Source organism: Aquabacterium sp., from assembly GCF_014378415.1.
Classification (GTDB): domain Bacteria; phylum Pseudomonadota; class Gammaproteobacteria; order Burkholderiales; family Burkholderiaceae_C; genus Aquabacterium.
In genome coordinates, this window is sequence record NZ_JACMNS010000113.1 from 1 (window position 1) to 23,219 (window position 23,219).

A 23,219-nucleotide genomic window follows, 5' to 3' on the forward strand; every position below is an offset into this window, starting at 1 on the left:
AGGCTAATTCCGGGACCTGACCTCCAAAGCTCGAATAAGCCGGGGCATTCGGAACCGATTTCAGCCTGCGATATTCTTCAAGTCATCCTCGAACTTATCGGCACGTGTTAACCAGACTGAAGGCTAGGGAGGGGTGGCAGGCCAGGCTAAGAGCTCGGGCACACGGCTGCGCGTGAACTGCGTCACGAGTCCGCTTGTCCAAAAGTGTGACTTGATGTTTCCGCCGGGTAACCGGTGCTGGTCCGTCTACTTTTTAAAGACGGGCCGGCGAATTACCGCAATACGCTGACTTGGGTCTTCAAGTTCAGCCAACGGTCGGCCACCTGGGCAAGATGCGCCGCCGATCCGCTTGTCCACAATTGAATGGTGGGCTCGGCGTGTGGGGCCTGCAAGCAAGGCAGATCGCCGCTGACACGTTGCGTTTGACGTGCCACAGCCTCTGCCGTGTCGATGATGCGAACGTGCGGCCCCAGTGCCTGCTGAAACAGCGGCGCGACAAAGGGGTAGTGCGTGCAGCCCAGCACCACGGTGTCGACCTTGGCCTGGCGCAGAGGTTGGGAAAAGGCATCGACCAGCGCCCGCAAGGCGGGGCTGTCCAGGTGGCCTGACTCGATCTCCTTGGCCAGCCCAGGGCAAGGCTGCGGCACGATCACGACGTCTTGGCCATGGATTTCAATCAGCCGTTTGAATTTGTCGCTGGCCAGGGTGCCCGGCGTGGCCAAAACGCCGATGCGCTTGTTGGCCGACTGGGCCACCGCCGGTTTGACGCCCGGCTCCACCCCCACGATGGGCACCTCTGGCCAGCGCTGGCGCAAGGTGTGCACCGCCATGGCCGTGGCCGTGTTGCAAGCCACCACGATGACCTGCGCGCCCTGGCTCAGCAAAAAATCGCTGATCGCCAGCGCCCGGCCGGCGATGAAGGCGTCGTCGCGCTCGCCATAGGGGGCATTGCCCGAGTCCGCTATATATAAGAGCTGCGCCAGTGGCATGTGCTGGCGCAGCGCACGCAGTACCGACAAGCCGCCCAGCCCCGAGTCGAACAGCCCGATGCGCAATCCTTCGCCAAGGCAGGCGTCAATGGGTGGGTTGGCTGAAGGCACAGTGTCGGGCGGGGTCATTTAAAGCAGTATTTTCCTCTGAACGGGGGGACAAACACCACCGCGACGCCATAACTCGCGCTAGAATCGCACGATCGTGCTTTTTTAACGCTGGAGAACACCGCATGAAGGTTCTGGTTCCGGTCAAACGTGTTGTTGACTACAACGTGAAAGTCCGTGTGAAGTCTGATGGTTCTGGCGTGGACATCGCCAACGTCAAGATGAGCATGAACCCCTTTGATGAAATTGCCGTCGAAGAGGCCACGCGCCTCAAAGAAAAAGGCATCGTCACTGAAATTATCGCCGTTTCGGTGGGCGTGACCCAATGCCAGGAAACCCTGCGCACGGCCATGGCCATTGGCGCTGATCGCGGCATCCTCGTCGAAACCGACGCGGACATCCAGCCCTTGGCTGTGGCCAAAATCCTGGCCGCCTTGGTCGCCAAGGAAAAGCCCGACCTGATCATCCTGGGCAAGCAAGCCATTGATGACGACAGCAACCAAACTGGCCAGATGCTGGCTGCGCTGACGGGCCTGCCCCAAGCTACCTTCGCCTCCAAGGTTGAAGTGGCCGACGGCTTCGTGTCCGTGACCCGCGAGGTTGACGGTGGCCTGGAAACGCTCAAACTCCAGTTGCCTGCGGTGATCACCACCGACTTGCGCCTGAACGAGCCCCGCTACGTCACGCTGCCCAACATCATGAAGGCCAAGAAAAAAACCCTGGAAGTGGTCAAGCCGACCGATCTGGGTGTTGACGTGGCCTCGCGCATCAAGACCCTGAAGGTTTCTGAGCCGCCCAAGCGCTCCGCCGGCATCAAGGTGCCCGACGTGGCCACGCTGGTGAGCAAGCTCAAGAACGACGCCAAAGTGATCTGAGGAGACCACAACCATGACCGCTCTCGTCATTGCTGAACACGACAACGCCCACCTGAAGGGCGCCACGTTCAACACCATCACCGCCGCCATTCAAGCCGGTGGTGACGTGCACGTGCTGATCGCTGGCTCCAACGCCGGCGCCGCCGCCGCCGCCGCCGCGCAAATCGCCGGTGTGACCAAGGTGCTGCACGCCGACGGCGCGCAGTTCGCCGACGGCCTGGCTGAAAACGTGGCCGCCCAGGTGCTGGCCGTGGCCTCTGGCTACAGCCACCTGTTCTTCCCAGCCACCGCCTACGGCAAAAACGTGTCACCCCGCGTGGCCGCCAAGCTGGACGTGGCCCAGGTGTCGGAAATCTCCAAGGTCATCAGCGCCGACACGTTCGAGCGCCCGATCTATGCCGGCAACGCCATCGCCACCGTGCAATCGACTGACGCCGTCAAGGTGGTCACCGTGCGCGCCACTGGCTTTGACGCCGCTGCTCACACGGGTGGTTCCGCCGCCGTTGAAACGGTCGCTGCTGTTGCTGACAGCGGCACATCGAGCTTCGTGGGCCGTGAAGTCACCAAGAACGACCGCCCCGAGTTGACTGCCGCCAAGATCATCGTGTCCGGTGGCCGTGCCCTGGGTTCGGGCGAAAAGTTCAACGACGTGCTGTCGCCCCTGGCCGACAAGCTGGGTGCTGCGCTGGGTGCCTCGCGCGCTGCGGTGGATGCAGGCTACGCCCCCAATGACCTGCAAGTGGGCCAAACCGGCAAGATCGTCGCGCCTCAGTTGTACGTGGCTATCGGTATTTCCGGCGCCATCCAGCACTTGGCCGGCATGAAGGACTCCAAGGTGATCGTTGCGATCAACAAGGATCCGGAAGCCCCGATTTTCCAGGTCGCTGACTTTGGCCTGGAAGCTGATCTGTTCACGGCTGTGCCTGAGCTGATCAAGGCCCTGTGATCGTTTAGTTTGATTTAAAACACCGCTGATGTTGCGGACGCACATGCGAGACAGACCGTCTGCTTGATGCCTATCGGGGGCGCCTTACAAGGCGCCCCCTTGTCGTTATCCGGAGAAGAACATGACCTACCGCGCCCCCGTCAAAGACCAGTTGTTCTGCATGAAGGAACTCGCTGGCCTGGACAAGATTGCCCAGATCCCCGGCTTCGAAGATGCCGGCCTTGAAACCGCCCAAGCCGTGCTTGAAGAGTCGGCCAAGTTCAATGAGGCCGTTGTGGCCCCGCTGAACTGGAGCGGCGACCAGGACCACGGCTCCTGGGACAACGGTGTGGTGCGTGCCGCCAAGGGCTTCAAGGAAGCCTATCGCTTGCTGGCCGAAGGCGGCTGGCAAGGCCTGCAGCAGCCCGCCGAGTTCGGTGGCCAGGGCTTGCCCAAGACCATTGGCACGGCTTGCATCGAGCACACGACGGCGGCCAACCTGAGCTTCTCGCTGTGTTCCATCCTGACGGGCGGTGCCATTGAGGCGCTGCTGACCGGTGGCAGCGAGGCACTCAAGAAGCGCTACATCCCCAGGATGATCGAAGGTGCCTGGACGGGCACCATGAACCTGACCGAGCCGCAAGCAGGCTCTGACCTGTCGCTGGTTCGCTCCAAGGCCGTCAAGCAAGACGACGACAGCTACCGCATCTGGGGCCAGAAGATTTACATCACCTACGGTGAGCACGACATGTCCGAGAACATCGTGCACTTGGTGCTGGCCCGCACACCCGATGCGCCCGAAGGCGTCAAGGGCATCAGCCTGTTCGTGGTGCCCAAGTTCCTGGTGAACGACGACGGCTCCAACGGCAAACGCAACGACGTGTATTGCGCTTCGATCGAAGAGAAGCTGGGCATTAAGGCCTCGCCGACGGCCGTGCTCTTGTTCGGTGACGACAAGGGCGAGGTGGGCGCTGGCGCCATCGGCCACCTGGTGGGCGAAGAGAACCGCGGCCTGGAATACATGTTCATCATGATGAACGCCGCCCGCTTTGACGTGGGCTTGCAGGGCATCGGCGTGTCCGAGCGCGCTTACCAGCACGCGGTGTCGTACGCCAAGGATCGTGTGCAGTCCCGCCCGGTCGACGGATCGCAGCCCGGCTCGGCCGCGATCATCCACCACCCCGACGTCAAGCGCATGCTGATGACCATGCGCGCGCTGATCGAGGGCGCACGTGCCATGGCCTTCGTTGGCGCTTCGGCCTACGACACGGCCCACCACCATCCCGACAAGGATGTGGCCAAGCAGGCGCAGGCTGTCTACGAGTTCCTGGTGCCGCTGATCAAGGGTTACGCCACCGAAAATTCGATCGAGATCACCTCGCTGGGCGTGCAAGTGCATGGCGGCATGGGCTTCATCGAAGAAACCGGCGCGGCGCAGTACTACCGCGATGCGCGCATCCTGCCCATCTATGAAGGCACGACCGCCATCCAGGCCAATGACCTGGTCGGCCGCAAGACCTCGCGCGACGGCGGTGCCTTGGCCAAGGCCATTGCTGCGCAGATCGCCGACACCGAAAGCCAACTGGCGCAGCGTGACAGCGTGGCCGCCAAGAACCTGGCCAAGCGCCTGAAGGTGGCCCGTGAGGCCTTCCTGCAGGTGGTGGACTTTGTGGTGGCCAACGTTCGGACCCGGCCCAATGCCGTGTTCGCCGGCTCGGTGCCTTACCTGATGCTGACGGCCAATCTGGTCAGTGGCTGGCAACTGGGCCGCGCCCTGCTGATCGCGGAAGACCGCCTTCAGTCTGGCGAAGACGTCGACTTCATGAAGGCCAAGATCGCCACCGCCAGCTTCTATGGTGACCACATCCTGCCCCGCATTGGCGGCTTGCGCGACAGCATCCTCGAAGGTGGCGACAGCGTGACAGCCATGGCGCTCGACTCGTTCTGATTGATACTGTTCTGATCGACCATCCATCGGTCCCCTGACAGCAAGGATGCCCTTCACACGGTTCGACCGGTAGGGGCATCCTTTTTTCTTGGCCACAAGGAGTTTTCAATGTCTTTGCCTGCTGTTTTGAAGAGCGTTCCCTTCCCCGTCATCGCCTCGCCGATGTTCATCCTCAGCACGCCTGCGCTGGTGATTGAGCAGTGCAAGGCCGGTGTGGTGGGCTCCATGCCCGCGCTCAATGCGCGCCCGGCGGCTCAGCTGGAAGAGTGGTTGATCGAGATCACCGAGGCATTGGCCGCCTACAACGCCGCCAACCCGGACAAGCCCGCCGCGCCGTTTGCCATCAACCAGATCGTGCACAAGAGCAATGACCGGCTTGAGCATGACCTGGCCTTGTGCGTGAAGTACAAGGTGCCGATCGTGATCACTTCATTGGGGGCGCGCACCGATGTGAACGAGGCCGTGCACAGCTATGGCGGCATCGTGCTGCACGACATCATCAACAACAAGTTCGCCAAGAAGGCGATCGAGAAGGGCGCCGATGGCCTGATCGCCGTGGCAACCGGCGCTGGCGGCCACGCGGGCACCATCAGCCCATTTGCGCTGATCGCTGAAATCCGAGAGTGGTTCTATGGCCCGATCGCGTTGTCGGGGGCCATTGCCACGGGTGGTGCGGTGCTGGCGGCGCAGGCCATGGGCGCTGACTTTGCTTATGTCGGATCGGCCTTCATTGCCACCGACGAGGCACGCGCTGTTGATGCCTACAAGCAGATGGTGGTCGACAGCAGCAGCGACGACATCCTTTACTCTAGCAAGTTCACTGGTGTGCATGGCAATTACCTGAAGCCCTCCATCGTGAACGCGGGCATGGACCCGGACACGCTGGGCAATGGCGACCCCAGCCAGATGAGCTTTGGCAGTGGCGAAAGCAGTGGCAAGGTCTGGAAGGACATCTGGGGTTGCGGGCAGGGCATTGGGGCGGTCAAGAAGGTTGTGCCGGTGCGTGAGCTGGTGGCGCGCTTGAAGGCTGAATATGAAGAGGCTCGGCTGAAGTTGGTGTGATCGGGAAGAAGCGCGAGGCTGGGATGAGGCGGAGGCTGGCGGGGCTCCTATGGTGACGGCCCGCCGCTGCGCGGCGGACTGCTCTGCGGTGCTCGCCCGGGGCGGGGATGGTCCGAAACTCGCCCTTGCAGGGCTCAAACAACGGACGACCCTTTTTCCGCCCCGGGCTGCGCTCCTCGACGTCCCCGAAGTCGCCCCACCAGCCTCCGCCTCATCCTTGAGCGCCTCGCTGGTGGCGTGGCACGAAAAAGAACCGTGGCACGCCACCAGCGGGGCGCAAAAAGGCTGGGGCGGCATCCGGCGGGGCGCCTGCTTGGTGCTGAGAAGCACAGTGCCGAGGTGGGCGCGCAACAGCGCGCATCAATGTCTGACTGGCCGTGGTTGTTTGAGCGCAGTGGCCAAAGGCCGCGAAGCGAGTTCCACGGCCACACCTCGGCGCGAGCGTCGCAAGGCAGTCTCGCACAGCGAGACCACCAAGCTGAAGCCCCGACGGATGCCGCCCCAGCCCCCGCCCCGCGCTGCCGCCGAAAACGCGCCACGCCGGACCGCGCGATCTAGCCCGTCCGCAACCCCAGCTTGAAAGCAATCATCGCCCTCAGCTTGGTCGGCACCACCGGCTTGACCAGCAGGTGGAAGTTGTACTGGGCCGCATCCGCCTCGTGCCCCGTCATCGTGCTGCCCGTCACCATGATGGCGGGCAGTTCGGGCCCAAAGCGCGCACGCATGGCCTTGATCGCCTCGATGCCGGTCAGCTGCTCCGGCAGGCGGTAGTCCACGATCAGCAAATCAGGCTTGGCCTCCGTGGCCAAAGCCCAAGCCTCGACGGCGGCCACGGTATCGAAGGCGCTCACGGTGGCGCCCCAGCCCTTGAGCAGCACCTGCAGGCCTTCCAGCACCGCCAGTTCATCTTCCACGACCACAATGTGGCGCCGGTCCAGCGTCACGCCCAGCGCGGGCTTGCTGGGGATGCTGCTGCGCTGCATGCGCGGTGCGCGGCCAATGGGCAACATCAAGGTGAACACGGTGCCATGGCCCACGCGTGAGCGCAGGCTCAAAGGGGCGGCCATCAGGTCGGCCAGGCGTGTGACGATGGACAGGCCCAGCCCCAGGCCCTTGCGGTGGTGCGGCTCCAGCGGGCGGCCGCTGTGGGTTTGGTAGAACTCGTCGAAGATGCGGACCTGCTCCTTCTCGGCGATGCCGATGCCCGAATCCCAGACCTGCAGGCAGAGTTGTTCGCCACGCACGCGGCAGGTCACCAGCACGCCACCATCTTCGGTGTAGCGGATGGCGTTGGAGACCAGGTTGCGCAGGATGCGCTCGACCAGAATCGGATCGGCCAGGGCGTGGTGCTGTTCGCCCCGAAAGCTCAGCATCAGGCCTTTTTCAAAGGCGGTGGGCTCAAAATGCAGGCGGATGCGGTTGAACAGCTCCTGCATCGAGAAGTGCTCGGGCTCGATGTCGACGGCGCCGGTGTCGATCTTGGTGATGTCCAGCAATTCGCTGAACAGGCCTTCCAGGGCATCGACCGAGCTGTTGATGCTGTTGACCAGGTGGACGACTTCTTCGTCCTTGTTGCGCTGGCGCAGGGCTTCGGCGAACAGGCCCATGGCGTGCAGGGGCTGGCGCAGGTCGTGGCTGGCGGCAGCGAAGAACTGGGTTTTGGCGCGGTTGGCGGTCTCGGCCAGGCGCTGGGCACTCTCGGCGGCGGCGGTTTCACCGCGCAGCTTGATGGCCAGATCCTGCGTTTGCAGCTTGTGCTTCACCATCTCGGAGAACACGTTGCGGAAGGCCCAGGCGACCGACATGGTGCACACGCCCAGCAGGAACCAGATGCCGGCCATCTGCAGGTCGTGCGGCTGGCCGTGGAAGGCCGAGCGCAAGATCATGGTTCCGAAGTACATGGTCATGCAGGTCAGGAACAGCTTGGTCTGCATCGCCATGAAGGGCACGGAGCCAATGGCGAACGAATAGATGATCAGCATGAGCGCGGTGCGCTCGAACGATCCACCGTAATCGTAAAAGAGGATGGCGGCCACGCACCAGGTGGCGGCGTTGAAGCCGGCGCCCAAAGCCCACAGCAGCAGCCACCGGTCGTGATCGACTTGACCTTGCTGAGCGGCGCGCTCGAAGCTGTACATGCCGACGATGCGGGCCAGCCAAATCAGCAGGAAGGCGGTAGCCCAACTCAGCAGGATCTGGTGCGGCGCGTGGGGCCAGTAGATGGCCGTGGTGACCACCATACCCAGGATATGCCCGAAGAGCCCGGACCCGGTCTGGCTGTAAACCGACCGGACGGTGTCTGGCACCAGGGTGGCCCTGGGCGGCGCGGGCAAGTCCGGCGCGGCGGGAGCGCCGGTCACCAGGGCAGGTGGCGCGGTGCTCATGATTTACCGGACATTGGGGCGCCAGGCCGAGAATCCGCTTTGCTTTTGCAGCATCTGGCTGACGGCGATCACGGCCTGGGTGCGCGAGCTGACGCCCAGCGCGCGCAGCACGGCGGCGACGTGATCCTTGACGGTCTCGACCGACAGGCCCAGTTCGCGGGCGATCAGCTTGTTGGGCTGGCCCTTCAGCAGCAATGCCAGCACGTCGCACTGGCGGGGCGTCAGGCCCAGCTGTATCAGCGAGGGCACGCTCTGGAAGCCGGCTTGCACCGCTTCTTGCTGGATGGTGGGCACCGGGGCGGGGGCTCTGCCCGGGTTGAAGTCGGAGCCCATGCTCATGGGCGGCACGTAAACGCCGCCTTTCATGACTTGCTGCAGCGCATCAATCAGGGTTTCGTTGGTCGCGCGCTTGGGCACAAAACCCATGGCGCCCATGTCAATGGCCCGAATGACATCGCTGGTGCGGTCCGAGGCCGAGATCACCACCACCGGCAGGGCGGGGTAGGCGGTGCGCAACTCGGCCAGCAGGTCAAAGCCGTTGTCTTCGCCCAGGTGCAAATCAAGCAACACCAGGTCGAAATTGTGGTCCGCGCTCAGGGCGTCGCGGGCGGTTTGGCCGCTGGAGGCGGTGGAAACGGTGACGTTGTCCCCCAGGCCCTGGATGACCGATTGCAGGGCGGCCAGGATCAGTGGGTGGTCGTCAATCAGCAGGACCTTCATGAATAACTCCTTGGATTCATCCGCTATTTCAGGATTTGGCTTTTTGAATTTCCTGAATCATAGGGGCAAGCCGGGCTCAATCCTTGGGGCAACCGGTCGATAACACGACGAGGCGTTCTTGGGGTTCGATGGTTTCTTCTGTCAAAGCACGTGAAGGATCGGCATGGTCTCCCACCATGTTGGATCCACAGGCTCTGCCTGCTGAACTGATTGCCCAATTGGGCATGCCGGATGTGCTGACCTGCGTGCGCGCCACCCTGAGTGAAGACCATTGGGCCACCGGCAGCACGGCCCTGGTGACTCAGATTTGCCGCTTCTTGGGCGCATCCCGGGTGTCCCTGGGGTGGATCACGCGCGACACCTTGAAAGTGGTGGCCCTGTCCGATGGGGTGGTTCTGGAAGAGGGCGTGGCCATTCCGGAGCTGCACCAGGCGATGCTGGAGGCGGCGCATCAGCATGCCACGCTGGTCTGGCCGCCCACGCGGGCCATGAATGAGCGGATCACCCTGGCGCACCAAGCCTTGTTCAAGACTCAGGGGCTGAGCGGGCTGGTGTCGGTGCCGCTGGCACGTCACGGCCAAGCGGTGGGGGTGCTGGTGTGCGAGCGCGCGGTTCAGGCCGATCCGCTTCGCCCCAGTTCGACCGACGAGCCGTCGACGGGGGTGTTCTTGCCCGAGCAGGTTCAATGGATCGAGTCGCTGGCCGAAGTGGCCGCGCCGATGCTGCTCCTGCGCTATCAAATTGACCGCCCCTGGCTGGACCGTTGCCGGGCGCAGTGGTATGACTTTCGGCAGCGCCTGGCTGATCCGGCAGAGCCCGGCTTGCGCTGGGGCCTGGGCGGACTGGCCGGGCTGTTGGTGTTCGGCGCTTTGGTGCCGATGCCCCACCAGGTCACCGCCAATGCCCGCCTTGAAGGTGCGGTGCAGCGCGTCATGAGTGCACCGCAGGATGGTTTCTTGCGAGAAGTGATGGTGCGGCCTGGCGATGTGGTCAAGGCTGGCCAGGTGTTGGCACAACTGTCTGATGACGACTTGCAAGGTGCACGCCGGGGGCGCTTGGCGGAAGTCGCGCAGCACGAAAACGAGTTCGCCGAGGCCTTTGCCCGGGGTGACCGTGCCCAGGCCATGACGGCCCAGAACAAGCTGGCCGAATCCAAGGCGCAGTTGTCGCTGGTAGACCAGCAACTGTCGCGCTTGAAGGTGGTGGCGCCCTTCGATGGCGTCGTGATCCAGGGCGATTTGCGCCAGCAACTGGGGGCGCCACTGAAGCGCGGCGAGACTTTGCTGACCCTGGCCCCTGGCCTGGATTGGCGCGTGGTGCTGGAAGTGGACGAATCCGACATTGCCAGACTGCAGCGAGGCCAAGTGGCCGGTTTGCGCCTGGCCGCTTTGCCCGACCAGGTGATTGGCTTGTTGCTGGAGCGTGTGACGCCGGTGGCCAAGACCACGCCCGGTGGCGTGATGTACGAAATCGAGGCCCGGCCCAACGGCGCGGGCGCTGGTGCCACGGGCCTGCGCCCGGGCCTGCAAGGCGTGGCGCGCATCGAGATGCCGGCACGCCCCTTGTTGTGGCGTGCGGCGGTGTACAGCTGGCAAAGGTTGCGCATGTTCGCCTGGACCTGGTTGTGAGCCCGGGCCATGCAAGACACCTTACTGTCCCCATACTGGTACCGCATCTCAAGCCTGCATCCCCGGCTGAGACAGCATGTGCACGTGCGCATGCAGACCACGCGCGGGCAAGCCTGGTACGTGCTGCACAACCAGGCCACTGGCCGCTTTCACCGGGTCAACGCCCAGGCCTATGAACTGGTGGGGCGCCTGGATGGGCGTTTCACGGTGGACGAAATCTGGCAGGTATTGCTGGGCCACCTGGGCGATGACGCACCATCTCAGCATGACGTGATCCGAATCCTGGGCCAGTTGACCGACGCCGGCCTGGTGCAGGCCGAAGTGACGCCGGATGTGCGCCAGATGTTGGCCGTCGATGAGCAACGGTCTCAGCGAGAACAGCGCAGCCGCCTCAATCCGCTGTCGTTCCGCTTGGGCTTGTTCAACCCCTCGTCCCTGCTGGAGCGCTCGCAGCCGCTGGTGCGCGTGCTTTTCATGCCCTGGGTGGCCATGCTGTGGTTCCTGCTGGTGTCGCTGGCTTGCGTGGCCGCGGTGCTGAACCTCAAGGACATCCTGCCCTACGCCCAGTTGAACTTCTTGAGCCCGGCCTTCCTGGCCATGGCCTGGGTCGTCTATCCGATCCTGAAAGGCCTGCACGAGATGGGGCATGCCATGGCCTTGCGCAAGCACGGCTGCGAGGTGCCCGAGGTGGGCGTGAACTTCTTCCTGTTCGTGCCGATGCCTTATGTGGATGCGAGTGCATCCAATCGCCTGGTCAACCGTTGGCACCGCGTGCAGATCAGCGCGGCGGGCATCGCGGTGGAGCTGGCACTGGCGTCGATGGCCTTGGGCATCTGGCTGCTGGTTGAAGATGGTTGGGTGCGCCAGATGGCGTTCACCACGATGACCATTGGTGGCCTTTCCACCTTGATGTTCAACGGCAACCCGTTGATGAAGTTTGACGGTTACTTCGTGGCCTGCGATGCGCTGGACCTGCCCAATCTGAGCAACCGAAGTACACGCGCTTTCGCCCAGTTGATGCGCGGCGCGGCGATGCGAATTTTGCGGATGGACGCGCCCGTGGAAAACCAGGTCATCCACGGGACCGATCGATTGGAGCGCTGGGCGCTGTGGAGCTATGCACCGCTGTCCTGGTTGTACCGCATTGGTGTGACCGTGCTCATGGTCATGTGGGCATCGGAAAAATCCTCGTGGTTGGGCATGGGCATCCTGGTGTGGTCTTTGTGGACGCTGGTGCTGGCGCCAACGCGTGCCTGGCTGGACCAACTCATGCAGTCGCCCGGCTTTGACAGGGTGCGTGGTCGGGCCATGGCTGGCGCGGGCTTTGTGGTGTCCGGCTTGGTGGCCGTGGCAGCGTTGGTGCCGATGCCTTCCAGCATGGTGGTGGAAGGGCTGGTGTGGCTGCCCGAGCATGCCCAGGTTCGCGCGGCCAGCGATGGCCAGGTTGACACCGTCTGGGTGCGCAGCGGACAGCGGGTGAGCGCCGGACAGGCCGTGGTGTCGGTGCACGACCCCGAATTGCTGACACGCCAGGCTGTGCTGCAAGCCCAGATCGATTCATTGGAGAACGAGCTGCATGGCACTTACACGACCGAACCCTTGCGCATGAAGAACGCGCAAGAGGCCCTGGTGCGGGACCGCGCGGCCATGGCCCAGTTGGACAAGGACCTGTCGCGTCAGGTGCTGCGCGCCGGGGTGAGTGGCGAGTTCGTGATGTCGCGCCAGGAAGACCTGGACCAGCACCAGGTGAACCGTGGCGAGTTGCTGGCTTATGTGCTGGCCGACGAGCCCAGTGTGATCCGCGCCGTGGTGCCTGAGCGCTCGGTGGACGCGGTGCGCCACCGGGTTAAATCGTTGTCGGTGGTGCTGGACGAGCAGCCCGGCAAGGTGTGGCCCGCCAAGATGATCAGCGAGGTGCCTGGGGCCTCCGAAAGGTTGCCCAGCGCAGCCTTGGGCGACCGATCGGGTGGGCGCGTGCCCACCGACGGCACCGACACCGATGGCCTGCGCCCCACCGAGCCGCAGTTCGTGATTGACCTGCTTCTGGAAGGCCGCATCCCGAGGACGGGCGGCCTGGCACGGGTGCGCATTGACTTGACCCCGCAGCCTTTGCTGGCCACCGTCACTCAAAGCGCCCGCCAGTTGTTCCTCAAGCATTTTTCAGACGTCAAAGGGTGAGCCTCGTGAACGTTGATGCCCATGGGTTGCCACTCAATATTTGGTCGGACCAGGTCTCGCACCGAGGCCTGGTGCCGCGCCCTGGCCCTGTGTTTGGCAACTACCCACTGCGTGATTTGCCCTTGCGTTCGACCAGCCCGATGGTGGCCTGGGTGCAGTCGGTGCTGGCCGCGCCCGCCAAACCATCGGCCAAGCAGGACAAGACCCTGCTGAGCCAGATCCAGCGGGCTGAACAGACTTGGAGTGGCTTGAGCGCCCGCGAGTTCGAGGAGCGCCTGGCGACCCTGCGGGTGCGTCTGAGCGTGTCCGGCTTCTTGCCTGAACTGGTGGCCGAGGCCTTTGGCGTGATCAGCCTGCAGGTCAAGCGCCACCTGGGCTTCTCGCTGCACGAGGTTCAAAAGCAGGCCGCCTGGTGGATGCTGGGCAACCGTTTGGTCGAGATGGCCACGGGCGAGGGCAAGACCCTGACGGTGTTGCTGACCGCCGCCACGGCCGCACTGGCCGGTGTGCCCGTGCACGTGATGACGGCCAACGACTACCTGGCCCGACGCGATGCCACGCAGCTCAAGCCCATCTACGAATCGCTTGGCCTGAGCGTGGCCTGGGTGATGGCCGCCAGCACGCCCCCCGAGCGCCAGAAGGCTTACCAGCAGAACGTGGTGCATGTGACCGCGCGCGAGGTGGCTTTCGACCACCTGCGGGACCGTGCCGCCAGGGCGTCGCTGGACACGCTTGCCATCGTCTTGCGCGGCCTGTGCATGGCCATCGTGGACGAGGCCGACAGCATCCTGATCGATGAAGCCTGCACACCTTTGATCCTGTCCAAGCAGGTCAGCCAGCGCGAGGCTGATCAGCGGTACCGCCTGGCCTTGTTCCTGGCCCGCCAATTGGCTCAGACGCGGGATTTCCGCTTGCCCGGCAGTGGCGCGGTTCGGCTGACCGAAGAGGGAAGCACCTTGTTGGCCTCGCTGACCAAATCGCTGGAAGGCCCGTGGAAGCTGAAGCGCTACCGCGAAGAGCAGGTGGGCGTGGGCTTGTCGGCCTTGCACTGCTTTCAGCGCGATGTGGACTACCTGGTGCGCGAGGGCGGCATCCACATCGTTGACAGCAACACCGGGCGCTTGGCCGTGGGTCGGGTGTGGTCACGGGGCTTGCATCAGATGATCGCCATCAAGGAAGGGCAAGTCCCGCAACCCGAAACCGAAACGCTCACCGAGACCACCTACCAGTCATTCTTTCCGCGTTACCACGCGCTGGCCGGCTTGAGTGGCACGGTGTTTGAAGGCCGGACTGAGCTGATGAGCGTTTACGGCTTGCCCGTGGTGAGGGTGTCTTTGCGTTTGCCTTCGCGTCGCCAGGTTCGCGCCACCCAGGTTCTGGCAACCGCCGACGAAAAGTGGCGGGAGGTGGTCCGCCGTGCGCAGGTTGAGGCCCAGGCCGGACGCGCGGTGCTGATCGGCACGGACAAGGTGGCTGACTCAGATGCACTTTCGCGTGCGTTCGTGGCGGCCGGTGTGGCGCACCAGCTGCTCAACGCCCGCCAGGACGAGGCCAGTGGCGAAGCTGAACAGGCGGTGATCGAGGCCGCTGGTTTGCCCGGCGCCATCACCGTGGCCACCCACATGGCCGGGCGCGGCACCGACATTCACCTGGCCCCCGAGGTGTTGCAGCGCGGCGGCCTGCACGTGATCAACACCAACCTGAACCCATCACGCCGGATTGACCGCCAGCTTTACGGGCGCGCGGCACGCCAAGGCATGCCGGGCAGTTGCGAATGCGTGCTGAGCTGGGAGGACGAGGCCATCCGGCCAGCCATGGCCTCGGGTTGGCAAGCCGTGGTTTGGCGGGTATGCACCCAAATTCTGCAATCGCGGATGCTGGCGGTGTGGCTGTGCCGTGGCGCCCAGCAGCAGAAAGAGGGCGTCAGCCGCCATCAGCGCTGGTCCTTGTTGGTCAATGAGCGGCTCATGGCTCGCCAGTTGGCGCTGGCCGGACGCCAGGATTGGGACTGAACCCCTTTCCTATTCCACGGATTGCATTCACTGTTCGAAAGACATGATGGCGGTGTCGCGACCAGCTTTGGTGACTTAGTTGGCATTTCAGTGTTCAGGCCAGGGCTTCATGCCTCAAGTCCTTCAGGGGCGCGGCCGAAAGGACGACATATGTCGAAAAGTAACCACGGCCAGAAGTCCGAAGATTTGTGGTCCAGGAGCCTGAATTGAAGATCAAAGCGTTGAGTTGGTTGGCAGCCTCTACCCTCGGGTTGGGTGTCGGCTGCCATGCTGAATCTCTGGGGTGCCTGATCGAGCCCGACCGTGTTGCCGATGTGGGCACGCAGGTTGTGGGGGTCCTGGAGCAAATGAAGGTTGAGCGCGGTGACACGGTGTCGGCTGGCCAAATTCTGGCGCGCCTGACCGCGCAGGTGGAGCGTGCCTCCGTGAACGTGGCGCAGACCAAGTCTGCCGCCGATGCCGAATACAAGCAGGCCGTCGCCTCGTACGTGCTGGCGCAGCGCAAACTCGATCGCACCCGCGATCTGGTCAAGAAAGATTTTTTGTCGGACCAGGCCCTGGACCAGGCCGATGCCGAGGCCCGGGTGGCCGAGCAGCGCGTGGCCCAGGCCAGGGAGGCCCAGCGTGTGGCCTTGCGCGAGTACCAATTGTCGGCCGTTCAACTGGGCCAGCGCGATGTGCGCAGCCCCTTTGACGGCGTGGTGATCGAGCGTTACCGCACCGAGGGTGAACGCATTGAACGCGAACCACTGGTGCGCGTGGCGCGGGTCGATCCTCTGCGCGTTGAGGCCATCGTGCCGGCAGCCCAGTTTGGCTCCATCCTGGCCGGGCAGGGCGCGCTGGTCAAAACCGATTTGCCCAACTTTAGCGCCCTGAATGCCAAGGTGGTGTTGGTGGACCGGGTGATCGATCCGGCGTCCAACAGTTTCCGCGTTCGCATGGTGCTGCCCAACCCTGACAACCGCATCCCTGCTGGATTGCGGTGCCGGGTTGACTTCATCGTGGCACAACCTGCGACCAAGGACACGGCACCGATTCTGCCGACGGCACCCGTGTCCATGCCGCCGCCGGTGAGTCAGAAGTCCCGGCCGTTGCCAGCCACCCATCAGTCGGCCGATCCGCTGGACATGTCGGCGGTGAAGAAAAGCGTGACCGAGGCCGGCCGCACTTTGCCAGGCGCGCGTGTATTTGCACAGAACCAGCCGGCAAATGGCCGGTCAGCGGTCAAGAGCTACCTGCTGATGCGCCAAGCCAGATTGAGCATCAGCACGTCATTGGCGGCGCCAGGTAAAAACAAGTCGCAGTCCATGTCGTCGTTTGTGGTTCCTCGGATGATTGCGATGCGCTGAAGGAATGACCATGCGGCAGGTCCCACCCCAACGCCGTTGCCGCGGAGTGTCTTTTCAAATTGAAGAGCTGGAGCCCAGGCTCCTTTTCTCTGCGGATGCGGCGACATTGCTTGGCTTGCCAGTCTCACTGGCGGCGCCCGCGACGGCGAACGGTGCTGAGTCGGCCCTGACCACAGGGGCATCGGCGGCCTCAGTCTCCGTCATGCCATCCCTGGTGGCTGCGCCCACCGGTCAGCAGCCCCCCGAAACCTCAGTGCGGCATGAGCTGGTCTTCATTGACGCCACCGTCCCGGAGGCCGACAAGCTGATCCAGGGCATCTTGACGACTGCGTCCACCAGCAAGGTGATCGATGTGGTCGTGATCCAGGCCGGCGAAGATGGCCTGGCCGTGATCACAGCCGCCCTGCAGCAACGGCATGACCTCGATGCGGTGCACATCATCAGCCACGGGGATTCATCGGGCTTGACCTTGGGCACCAGCCGCCTGGACAGCGCTGCCTTGGCGAGCCGCCTTGGCGAGTTGTCGTCCTGGGGCCAGGCCTTGACGGCGGATGCCGACTTGCTGCTGTATGGCTGCGACCTGGCGCAAACCGATGCCGGGCGCCTGTTGGTGGATCACCTGTCCCTGCTCACGGGGGCCGACGTGGCGGCCAGTGAGGACTTCACCGGCGCGGCATCTTTGGGCGGCAACTGGGTGCTGGAGTACCAGCACGGCCAGATCGAAACCACCGTGGTCGTGGAGGGTGAAGCGGTGGCTTTGTGGGACCACGTGTTGGCCACTTTGACGCTGCAGGAAGGCACGACCGCAGGCTACACCGACACCACCGACACTTACCTGCGCACCAACGCGGGCGTCGCAGACAACACCAACTACGGCGCATCGACCACATTGCTGGTTGGTGCAGACGGCACCGGTGGCGCGGCACAGTTGCTGGTGCGCTTTGACAATTTGATCGGCAGTGGCACGAACCAGATCCCTGTGGGTGCGACGATCACGGGCGTGACGTTGACGATGCAAATCACGACTCAGAACCTTTTCACGAACTCGAGTTTTGACTTCCACCGGATGTTGACCTCGTGGACGGACGCATCCACCTGGGATTCGATGGGTGGCGGCGTTTCATCAGGCACTGGATATTCGAACACTGTTGATGGCACGATCACTGAAAGCGGAACGGGCAGCTTCTCGATCACCAACAATGCCAACATGATCGCCTCGGTCCAGGCTTGGGCCACCAACCCGTCTTCCAACTATGGGTGGTGGACCAGCAACGGGGGCTATCAATCCCGCATCGCTTTTGGTTCGGCGGAGAACGCGACGGTCGCCAATCGGCCCAAGCTGGTCGTCACCTACACGCCGCCAACGCCGCAATCGGTAGACCTGGACGCCAACAACAGCTCCGGCGCCACGGGCAGTGCTTACACCGGTGCTTACATCGAACAGACACCTATCAAGATCGCCGACACCGATGCGACGATCTCGGGTGGCTCGGCCACCAATCTGACCGGCATGACGGTGACGATCACCAACCCACTTGACGGGGTGCTGGAATCCTTGTCTGCCACCACCACGGGCACCAGCGTCGCGGCTTCGTACAACAGCGGCACGGGTGTGCTGACCTTGTCGGGCAGCGATACCGTGGCCAACTATCAAACCGTGTTGCGCAGCATCACCTACAACAACACCTCGGACAATCCGACCACGACGAGTCGCACGATCAACGTCGTGGCAACTGACATCAACAACCTCATTACAAATACCGCCACGACCACCTTGTCGGTGACGCGCGTCAATGACGCGCCGGTCATCAGCAGCAATGGCGGTGGTGCGTCGGCATCGGTCAATGTGCGCGAAACCTTGACGGCCGTGACCACGGTGACTGCCACCGATGTGGACAGTGCATCGCTGACCTATTCAATCTCAGGTGGCGCGGACTCGGCCAAGTTCAGCATCAATGGAACCACGGGCGTGCTGACCTTCGTCGCCGCCCCCGATTTCGAAGCCCCCACCGACGTGGGTGCCAACAACGTTTATGACCTGATCGTGAGGGTCTCGGACGGCACGTTGACTGACACACAGGCCATCGCTGTCACGGTCACGGACGTGTCCTCGTCCCTGGTCGTCACCACGACAACTGACAACAACGACACCGGATTGGGAGCCAGCTTCACGGCCGAACAGCTCAATGCCCTGAATGGTGGCACCGACACCAAGGTGTCTTTGAGAGAGGCCATCATCGCGGCCAACACCACGGCAGGCACGGACACCATCTCTTTCGCCATCACCGGATCGACCGGCACTTATGGCGAGTACACCATCACCATGGCCTCGACCTTGCCGACAATCACGGAGGCTGCCTACATCAACGCGGCCACGCAAACCGGCTACACCAACCGGCCGATCGTGGTGCTGGACGGCAATGGCGGCGCGGGCGAGGGGCTGAGCCTGTCAAACACGGCCGATGGCAGCACCATCCGGGGCCTGGTGATTCGGGCTTTCGGTGCCAACGGCATCTATGTGCAGGCGGGCTCGGACAACAACACCATCGTGGGCAACTACATCGGCAGCTTCAATGCCGATGGCAGCAACGCCGGTGCGAGCAAGCGCAATGCCTCTGAAGGCATTGAATCCTATGGCGCGAACCTGACCATCGGTGGCACGACTGTGGCCGACCGCAACGTCATCTCTGGCAATGCCTCGGCCTTCAACATCTACCTGGCGAGCGGGGCTGATGGCTCGGTCATCAAGGGCAACTACATCGGCTTGAACGCGGCGGGCACGGCGGCCTTCAGTTCGACCAACAGTGCCTACGGGATCATGATTGAGACCTCGTCCACCAACATCACGATCGGTGGCACGGCCGCAGGTGCGGGCAATGTGATCTCGGGGTTCACCTTGCAGGGTGTGTGGGTGACCACCACGGGCACCACGACGCTGCAGGGCAACTACATCGGGACCGACTACACCGGGGCGGTTGACCTGGGCAATGCAGCCTATGGCGTGTATGTGGACGACGGCGGCAGCGCCATCATCGGCGGCACGGCCGCAGGCGCAGGCAATGTGATCTCGGGCAACGACGGTGGCGGCATCTACGTCGGCAGCACGGGCGGGGCCACCATCCAGGGCAATGTGATCGGGCTCAATGCGGCAGGCACGGCGGCCTTGGGCAACACGGGCGTGGGCATTTACCTGACCACCAGCAATGCCTCGACGTTGGGGGGCAACACGGCGGCCGCCCGCAACGTCATCTCGGGCAACTCAAGCTACGGAATTCAGGTGGTGTCCAGCCCGACAGGCGGTCATGTCATCAAAGGCAATTACATCGGGGTTGGGGCGGATGGCACAACCTTGCTGGGCAATGGTGCGGCGGGGGTCTACATCACCGGCAACAGCACCATCATCGGCGGCAAGGGCGTGGGCGACGGCAACATCATCGCCGGCAATGGCGGTGCGGGCATCGCGGTGGTGGGCGGCATCTACGATCTGTTTTACCGCAACTCGATCTACAGCAACACCGGCCTGGGCATTGACCTGAACAACGATGGTGTCACGGCCAATGATTACAACGATGGCGATGGTGGGGCCAACTACCTGAACAACTTCCCGGTGATCACCTCCGTGGTCACGAATGGGGCCAGCACGGTCATCTCGGGATCGATTGAAGGGTATCCCCAGGCGCAGCCCATTTACATCGAATTCTTCTCCAGCACCAGCAAGGATGCCAGTGGCTATGGCGAGGGCAAGACCTACCTCGGGTTCGCGCAAGTCACCACCGATGCCACGACGGGCGACGCGACCTTTTCGCTCACCGTGACCGGCATCACCATGGGTGAATGGATCACCGCCGTGGCCAACGTGGAAGGCGGACTCATTGGCGCGTCGGAGTTCGCGATGGCCGTTCAGGCGGTGTTACCGGCCAACGCCCCACGCGGCAAGGTCATCTGGAATACCAATGACCGCTACTACCAAAGCTATGCGGATTGGGGCACTTCGGGCTGGAGCGGAGTTGGCACCACGGGCCTGAACCTCACCGGCGACATTTCGATGATCGCGGCGGCCGAGGCCCCCACTCGCAACGAGATCATCTTCATCGGCTCGGCCGACGTGTCTGGCAAGATATTGGCCGCCATCTGGAACGGCAGCACCTGGTCGTCGGTGCTGACCTTGCCGGTGGCCAGCCCAAGCGCATCCGCCTCGCAATACGACAGCTTCGCCATCTCTTACGACAATGCCAGCGGCGATGCGATGCTGGTCTGGGACAACGGCAACACGGGTACCACCGGCCTGTCTTACGCCACCTGGAATGGCAGCACCTGGTCGTCCATCGGTACGATCACCGCGCCGGTCAGTGGCGAGCCATTGCAGATGAAGCTGGTCTCCAACGCCTTCACACACGAGATGGTGCTGGCGGTGCAGACCTCGGCGGCGACCAACAACCAGTACGCCATGGTGTGGAACGGCAGCAGTTGGGGCAATGCCCAAACCCTGGGCACGAACACCAACGATCAGCTGTTCGAGATCAACGTGGCTTATGAGCAGCTCAGCGGCCGCGTCATGGTGGTGTACGACGCTTCGGCAGCGGATTCTTCCAGTGTGCAATACCGCGTCTGGACCGGCACCAGTTGGTCGGCCGAATCCACGATCACGGCGCCAGTTGGTGTGACTGTGGCATCCGACGTTTACTCGACCGTGCTGGCCTCGGACGCCAAAAGCAACCGCATTGCCATCGCCGTGCAAGATGCGGCCCACGAAGTGTGGTTGTCGGTGTGGGATGGCAGCAGCTGGGGCAACGGGCAATTGGCCACGGCCACCGGGTCGGACATGCCCGATCACCATTCGGGCATGTCGGTGGCGTTCGAAAGCCAGTCCGGCGACTTGCTGGCCGCCTATGGCAAGAACACCGGTCCGAACATCTTCTACCGCACCTGGACCAGCGGCGGCGGTTGGTCGTCCGAGCTGACAGGCCCCTCAGTGGGCGGCACCGATGCGCCACAGGTGCTCAAGCTGTTCTCTGATCCTTACACCAATACCATCATGATGGGCGTGCAGGACGATCATCAGGATCTGAACTTCGTCGCCTGGGACGGCAGTGCCTGGGGCGTGGTCACCCAACTGGACGCGGACACGGGGCACACCTACCGCGAGAACTTTACCTACGTCTGGTACCAGAACGCGCCAGCGATCCTGAACCTGGCCGGAGACACGCTGGCTTACACCGAAGACCAGGCTGCCACGGTGATTGACCAAGGCGCGGCAGCCAGCGCGGTGCTGAGCAGCGGTTATGGCTACAACGGTGGCAACCTGACGGTGTCGTTCACGGCGGGCAGTACCAGTGCCGAAGATGTGCTGGGTGTGCGCAACCAGGGCGCGGGGGCAGGGCAGATCGGCGTGAGCGGTGCCAACATCACGTACGCTGGCACGTTGATCGGGACGGTCACGGGCGGATCGGGTGGGGCCAGTTTGGTGATCACCCTGAATGGCAATGCGACCGATGCGGCCGTCAGCGCCTTGATCAACAACGTGACCTATCAGAACACCAACACCTCGACACCTTCGAGCACCAACCGCGCGGTTCGCTACGTGTTGACGAGTTCCGCTGGCCAGGCCAGCCTGGACAACAATGTGACGGTGACCGTCACAGCGGTCAATGACGCACCGGTCAACACCAAACCTGGTGCGCAGTCCACCAACGAAGATACCAACCTGGTGTTTTCGTCAGGCAATGGCAACCTCATCTCGATCAGTGATGTGGATGCGGCCGGGGGCCTCATGCAGGTGACCTTGAGCGTGTTGCAGGGCACCTTGACCCTGTCCGGCCTGACGGGCTTGAGCTTCACATCGGGCGATGGCTCAGCCGATGCCAGCATGGTTTTCACGGGCACGATCGCCAACATCAATGCCGCCTTGGCCGGCCTGAGCTACACCCCTGCCAGCAACTACGCTGGCCCTGACACTTTGAGCATCGTCACGTCGGACCAGGGCAACAACGGCACTGGTGGCGCCCTGAGCGACTCGGACACGGTGGCCATCACGGTCAATGCGGTCAATGATGCGCCCGCTGGTGCCAGCACCACGGTCACCACGCTGGAGGACACGGCCTACACCTTCACCGCGGCCGACTTTGGTTTCACCGACGTGAACGACGCACCCGCCAACACCTTGCTGGGCGTGAAGATCACAACCTTGCCGGGCGCGGGCAGCCTGACCTTGAACGGCGCGGCCGTGACGGCCGGGCAAGTGATTTCGGCCGCCAACGTTGCCTCGGGTTTGCTTCGGTTCACGCCAGCAGCCAATGCCAATGGCGCTGGCTACACCAGCTTCAGCTTCCAGGTGCAAGACAACGGTGGCACGGCCAATGGTGGCGTGGACCTGGATGCCACGCCCCGCACCATGACCGTCAACGTCACGGCCGTCAACGACGCTCCAGCGGGGACGAACAAGACGGTGACGACCCTTGAGGACACGGCCTACACCTTCACGGCCGCCGACTTTGGCTTCACCGACGTGAACGACTCACCGGCCAACACCCTGCTGGGCGTGAAGATCACGACCCTGCCGGGCGCGGGCAGCCTAACCTTGAACGGCGTGGCGGTGACGGCCGGGCAGGTGATCTCGGCGGCCAACATTGGCTCGGGTTTGCTTCGGTTCACGCCAGTGGCCAATGCCAATGGCACGGGCTATAGCAGCTTCAGCTTCCAGGTGCAAGACAACGGCGGCACCGCCAACGGCGGGGTGGACCTGGACGCCACGCCCCGCACGATGACGGTCAACGTCACGGCCGTGAACGATGCACCAGCGGGCACGAACAAGACGGTGACCACCAACGTGGACACGGCCTACACCTTCACGGCGGCCGATTTCGGTTTCACCGACCCGAACGACGCACCCGCCAACATCTTGCTGGGCGTGAAGATCACCACCTTGCCAGGCGCGGGCAGCCTGACCTTGAACGGCGTGGCGGTGACGGCCGGGCAGGTGATCTCGGCAGCCAACATTGCCTCAGGCCTGCTGCGGTTCACGCCAGTGGCCAATGCCAATGG

General features: G+C 63.4%; 12 protein-coding genes and 1 pseudogene. 10 read left to right on the plus strand and 3 right to left on the minus strand.

Annotation, left to right across the window (positions count from 1 at the left end):
* Positions 1 to 272: 272 nt before the first annotated feature.
* Positions 273 to 1,118 (minus strand): glutamate racemase, encoded by an 846-nt coding sequence (gene murI, locus H7225_RS10530; RefSeq protein ID WP_290661583.1) that lies wholly within the window; start codon positions 1,116 to 1,118, stop codon positions 273 to 275.
* 104 nt (positions 1,119 to 1,222) lie between these two features.
* Here murI and H7225_RS10535 point away from each other — a divergent pair, with 104 nt between their 5' ends.
* From H7225_RS10535 to H7225_RS10550, 4 genes are all read left to right on the plus strand, one after another.
* The gene (locus tag H7225_RS10535; RefSeq protein ID WP_290661585.1) at positions 1,223 to 1,972 is read left to right on the plus strand and encodes an electron transfer flavoprotein subunit beta/FixA family protein; all 750 of its coding nucleotides are present in this window, start codon (positions 1,223 to 1,225) and stop codon (positions 1,970 to 1,972) included.
* A gap of 13 nt (positions 1,973 to 1,985) precedes the next feature.
* Positions 1,986 to 2,918 (plus strand): FAD-binding protein, encoded by a 933-nt coding sequence (locus H7225_RS10540; RefSeq protein ID WP_290661587.1) that lies wholly within the window; start codon positions 1,986 to 1,988, stop codon positions 2,916 to 2,918.
* 121 nt (positions 2,919 to 3,039) lie between these two features.
* Positions 3,040 to 4,845: an acyl-CoA dehydrogenase gene (locus H7225_RS10545; protein ID WP_290661589.1), complete on the plus strand. Its 1,806-nt coding sequence runs from the start codon at positions 3,040 to 3,042 to the stop codon at positions 4,843 to 4,845.
* Between the two features lie 108 nt (positions 4,846 to 4,953).
* Entirely contained in the window at positions 4,954 to 5,907 is a 954-nt protein-coding gene (locus H7225_RS10550) for a nitronate monooxygenase family protein (protein WP_290661591.1), read from the plus strand.
* A 554-nt stretch (positions 5,908 to 6,461) separates the two neighbouring features.
* On the opposite strand, the gene H7225_RS10555 is transcribed toward H7225_RS10550, so the two are convergent.
* Both H7225_RS10555 and H7225_RS10560 read right to left on the minus strand, forming a co-directional pair.
* A complete protein-coding gene (locus H7225_RS10555; RefSeq protein ID WP_290661593.1) occupies positions 6,462 to 8,291 on the minus strand; it encodes a hybrid sensor histidine kinase/response regulator in 1,830 nt (609 codons plus the stop codon).
* Between the two features lie 3 nt (positions 8,292 to 8,294).
* Positions 8,295 to 9,011 carry a response regulator transcription factor gene (locus H7225_RS10560; protein WP_290661595.1) on the minus strand — a complete coding sequence of 239 codons (717 nt, stop codon included), beginning with the start codon at positions 9,009 to 9,011 and terminating at the stop codon, positions 8,295 to 8,297.
* 176 nt (positions 9,012 to 9,187) lie between these two features.
* Here H7225_RS10560 and H7225_RS10565 point away from each other — a divergent pair, with 176 nt between their 5' ends.
* From H7225_RS10565 to H7225_RS10585, 6 genes and pseudogenes are all read left to right on the plus strand, one after another.
* Positions 9,188 to 10,639: an HlyD family efflux transporter periplasmic adaptor subunit gene (locus tag H7225_RS10565; protein ID WP_290661597.1), complete on the plus strand. Its 1,452-nt coding sequence runs from the start codon at positions 9,188 to 9,190 to the stop codon at positions 10,637 to 10,639.
* A 9-nt stretch (positions 10,640 to 10,648) separates the two neighbouring features.
* Positions 10,649 to 12,817 (plus strand): PqqD family peptide modification chaperone, encoded by a 2,169-nt coding sequence (locus H7225_RS10570; RefSeq protein WP_290661599.1) that lies wholly within the window; start codon positions 10,649 to 10,651, stop codon positions 12,815 to 12,817.
* 5 nt (positions 12,818 to 12,822) lie between these two features.
* Positions 12,823 to 14,829, plus strand: coding sequence for a DEAD/DEAH box helicase (locus H7225_RS10575; protein ID WP_290661601.1), 2,007 nt, complete (start codon positions 12,823 to 12,825; stop codon positions 14,827 to 14,829).
* A 206-nt stretch (positions 14,830 to 15,035) separates the two neighbouring features.
* On the plus strand, positions 15,036 to 16,178 hold the full coding sequence (locus H7225_RS10580; protein WP_290661603.1) for an efflux RND transporter periplasmic adaptor subunit: 1,143 nt from the start codon (positions 15,036 to 15,038) through the stop codon (positions 16,176 to 16,178).
* Positions 16,179 to 16,188: 10 nt separating this feature from the next.
* Positions 16,189 to 16,284, plus strand: a pseudogene (locus tag H7225_RS18335) (LEPR-XLL domain-containing protein); the annotation flags it as partial.
* A 96-nt stretch (positions 16,285 to 16,380) separates the two neighbouring features.
* Positions 16,381 to 23,219, plus strand: a 6,839-nt coding sequence (locus H7225_RS10585; RefSeq protein ID WP_290661605.1) for a DUF4347 domain-containing protein, incomplete at its 3' end; no start/stop codon positions are given.

What these genes read in the sequence shown, in the direction of transcription:
- murI (WP_290661583.1), bottom strand. Translation starts at nt 1,118, where the DNA reads ATGACCCCGCCCGACACTGTGCCTTCAGCCAACCCACCCATTGACGCC.
- H7225_RS10535 (WP_290661585.1), top strand. Translation starts at nt 1,223, where the DNA reads ATGAAGGTTCTGGTTCCGGTCAAACGTGTTGTTGACTACAACGTGAAA.
- H7225_RS10540 (WP_290661587.1), top strand. Translation starts at nt 1,986, where the DNA reads ATGACCGCTCTCGTCATTGCTGAACACGACAACGCCCACCTGAAGGGC.
- H7225_RS10545 (WP_290661589.1), top strand. Translation starts at nt 3,040, where the DNA reads ATGACCTACCGCGCCCCCGTCAAAGACCAGTTGTTCTGCATGAAGGAA.
- H7225_RS10550 (WP_290661591.1), top strand. Translation starts at nt 4,954, where the DNA reads ATGTCTTTGCCTGCTGTTTTGAAGAGCGTTCCCTTCCCCGTCATCGCC.
- H7225_RS10555 (WP_290661593.1), bottom strand. Translation starts at nt 8,291, where the DNA reads ATGAGCACCGCGCCACCTGCCCTGGTGACCGGCGCTCCCGCCGCGCCG.
- H7225_RS10560 (WP_290661595.1), bottom strand. Translation starts at nt 9,011, where the DNA reads ATGAAGGTCCTGCTGATTGACGACCACCCACTGATCCTGGCCGCCCTG.
- H7225_RS10565 (WP_290661597.1), top strand. Translation starts at nt 9,188, where the DNA reads ATGTTGGATCCACAGGCTCTGCCTGCTGAACTGATTGCCCAATTGGGC.
- H7225_RS10570 (WP_290661599.1), top strand. Translation starts at nt 10,649, where the DNA reads ATGCAAGACACCTTACTGTCCCCATACTGGTACCGCATCTCAAGCCTG.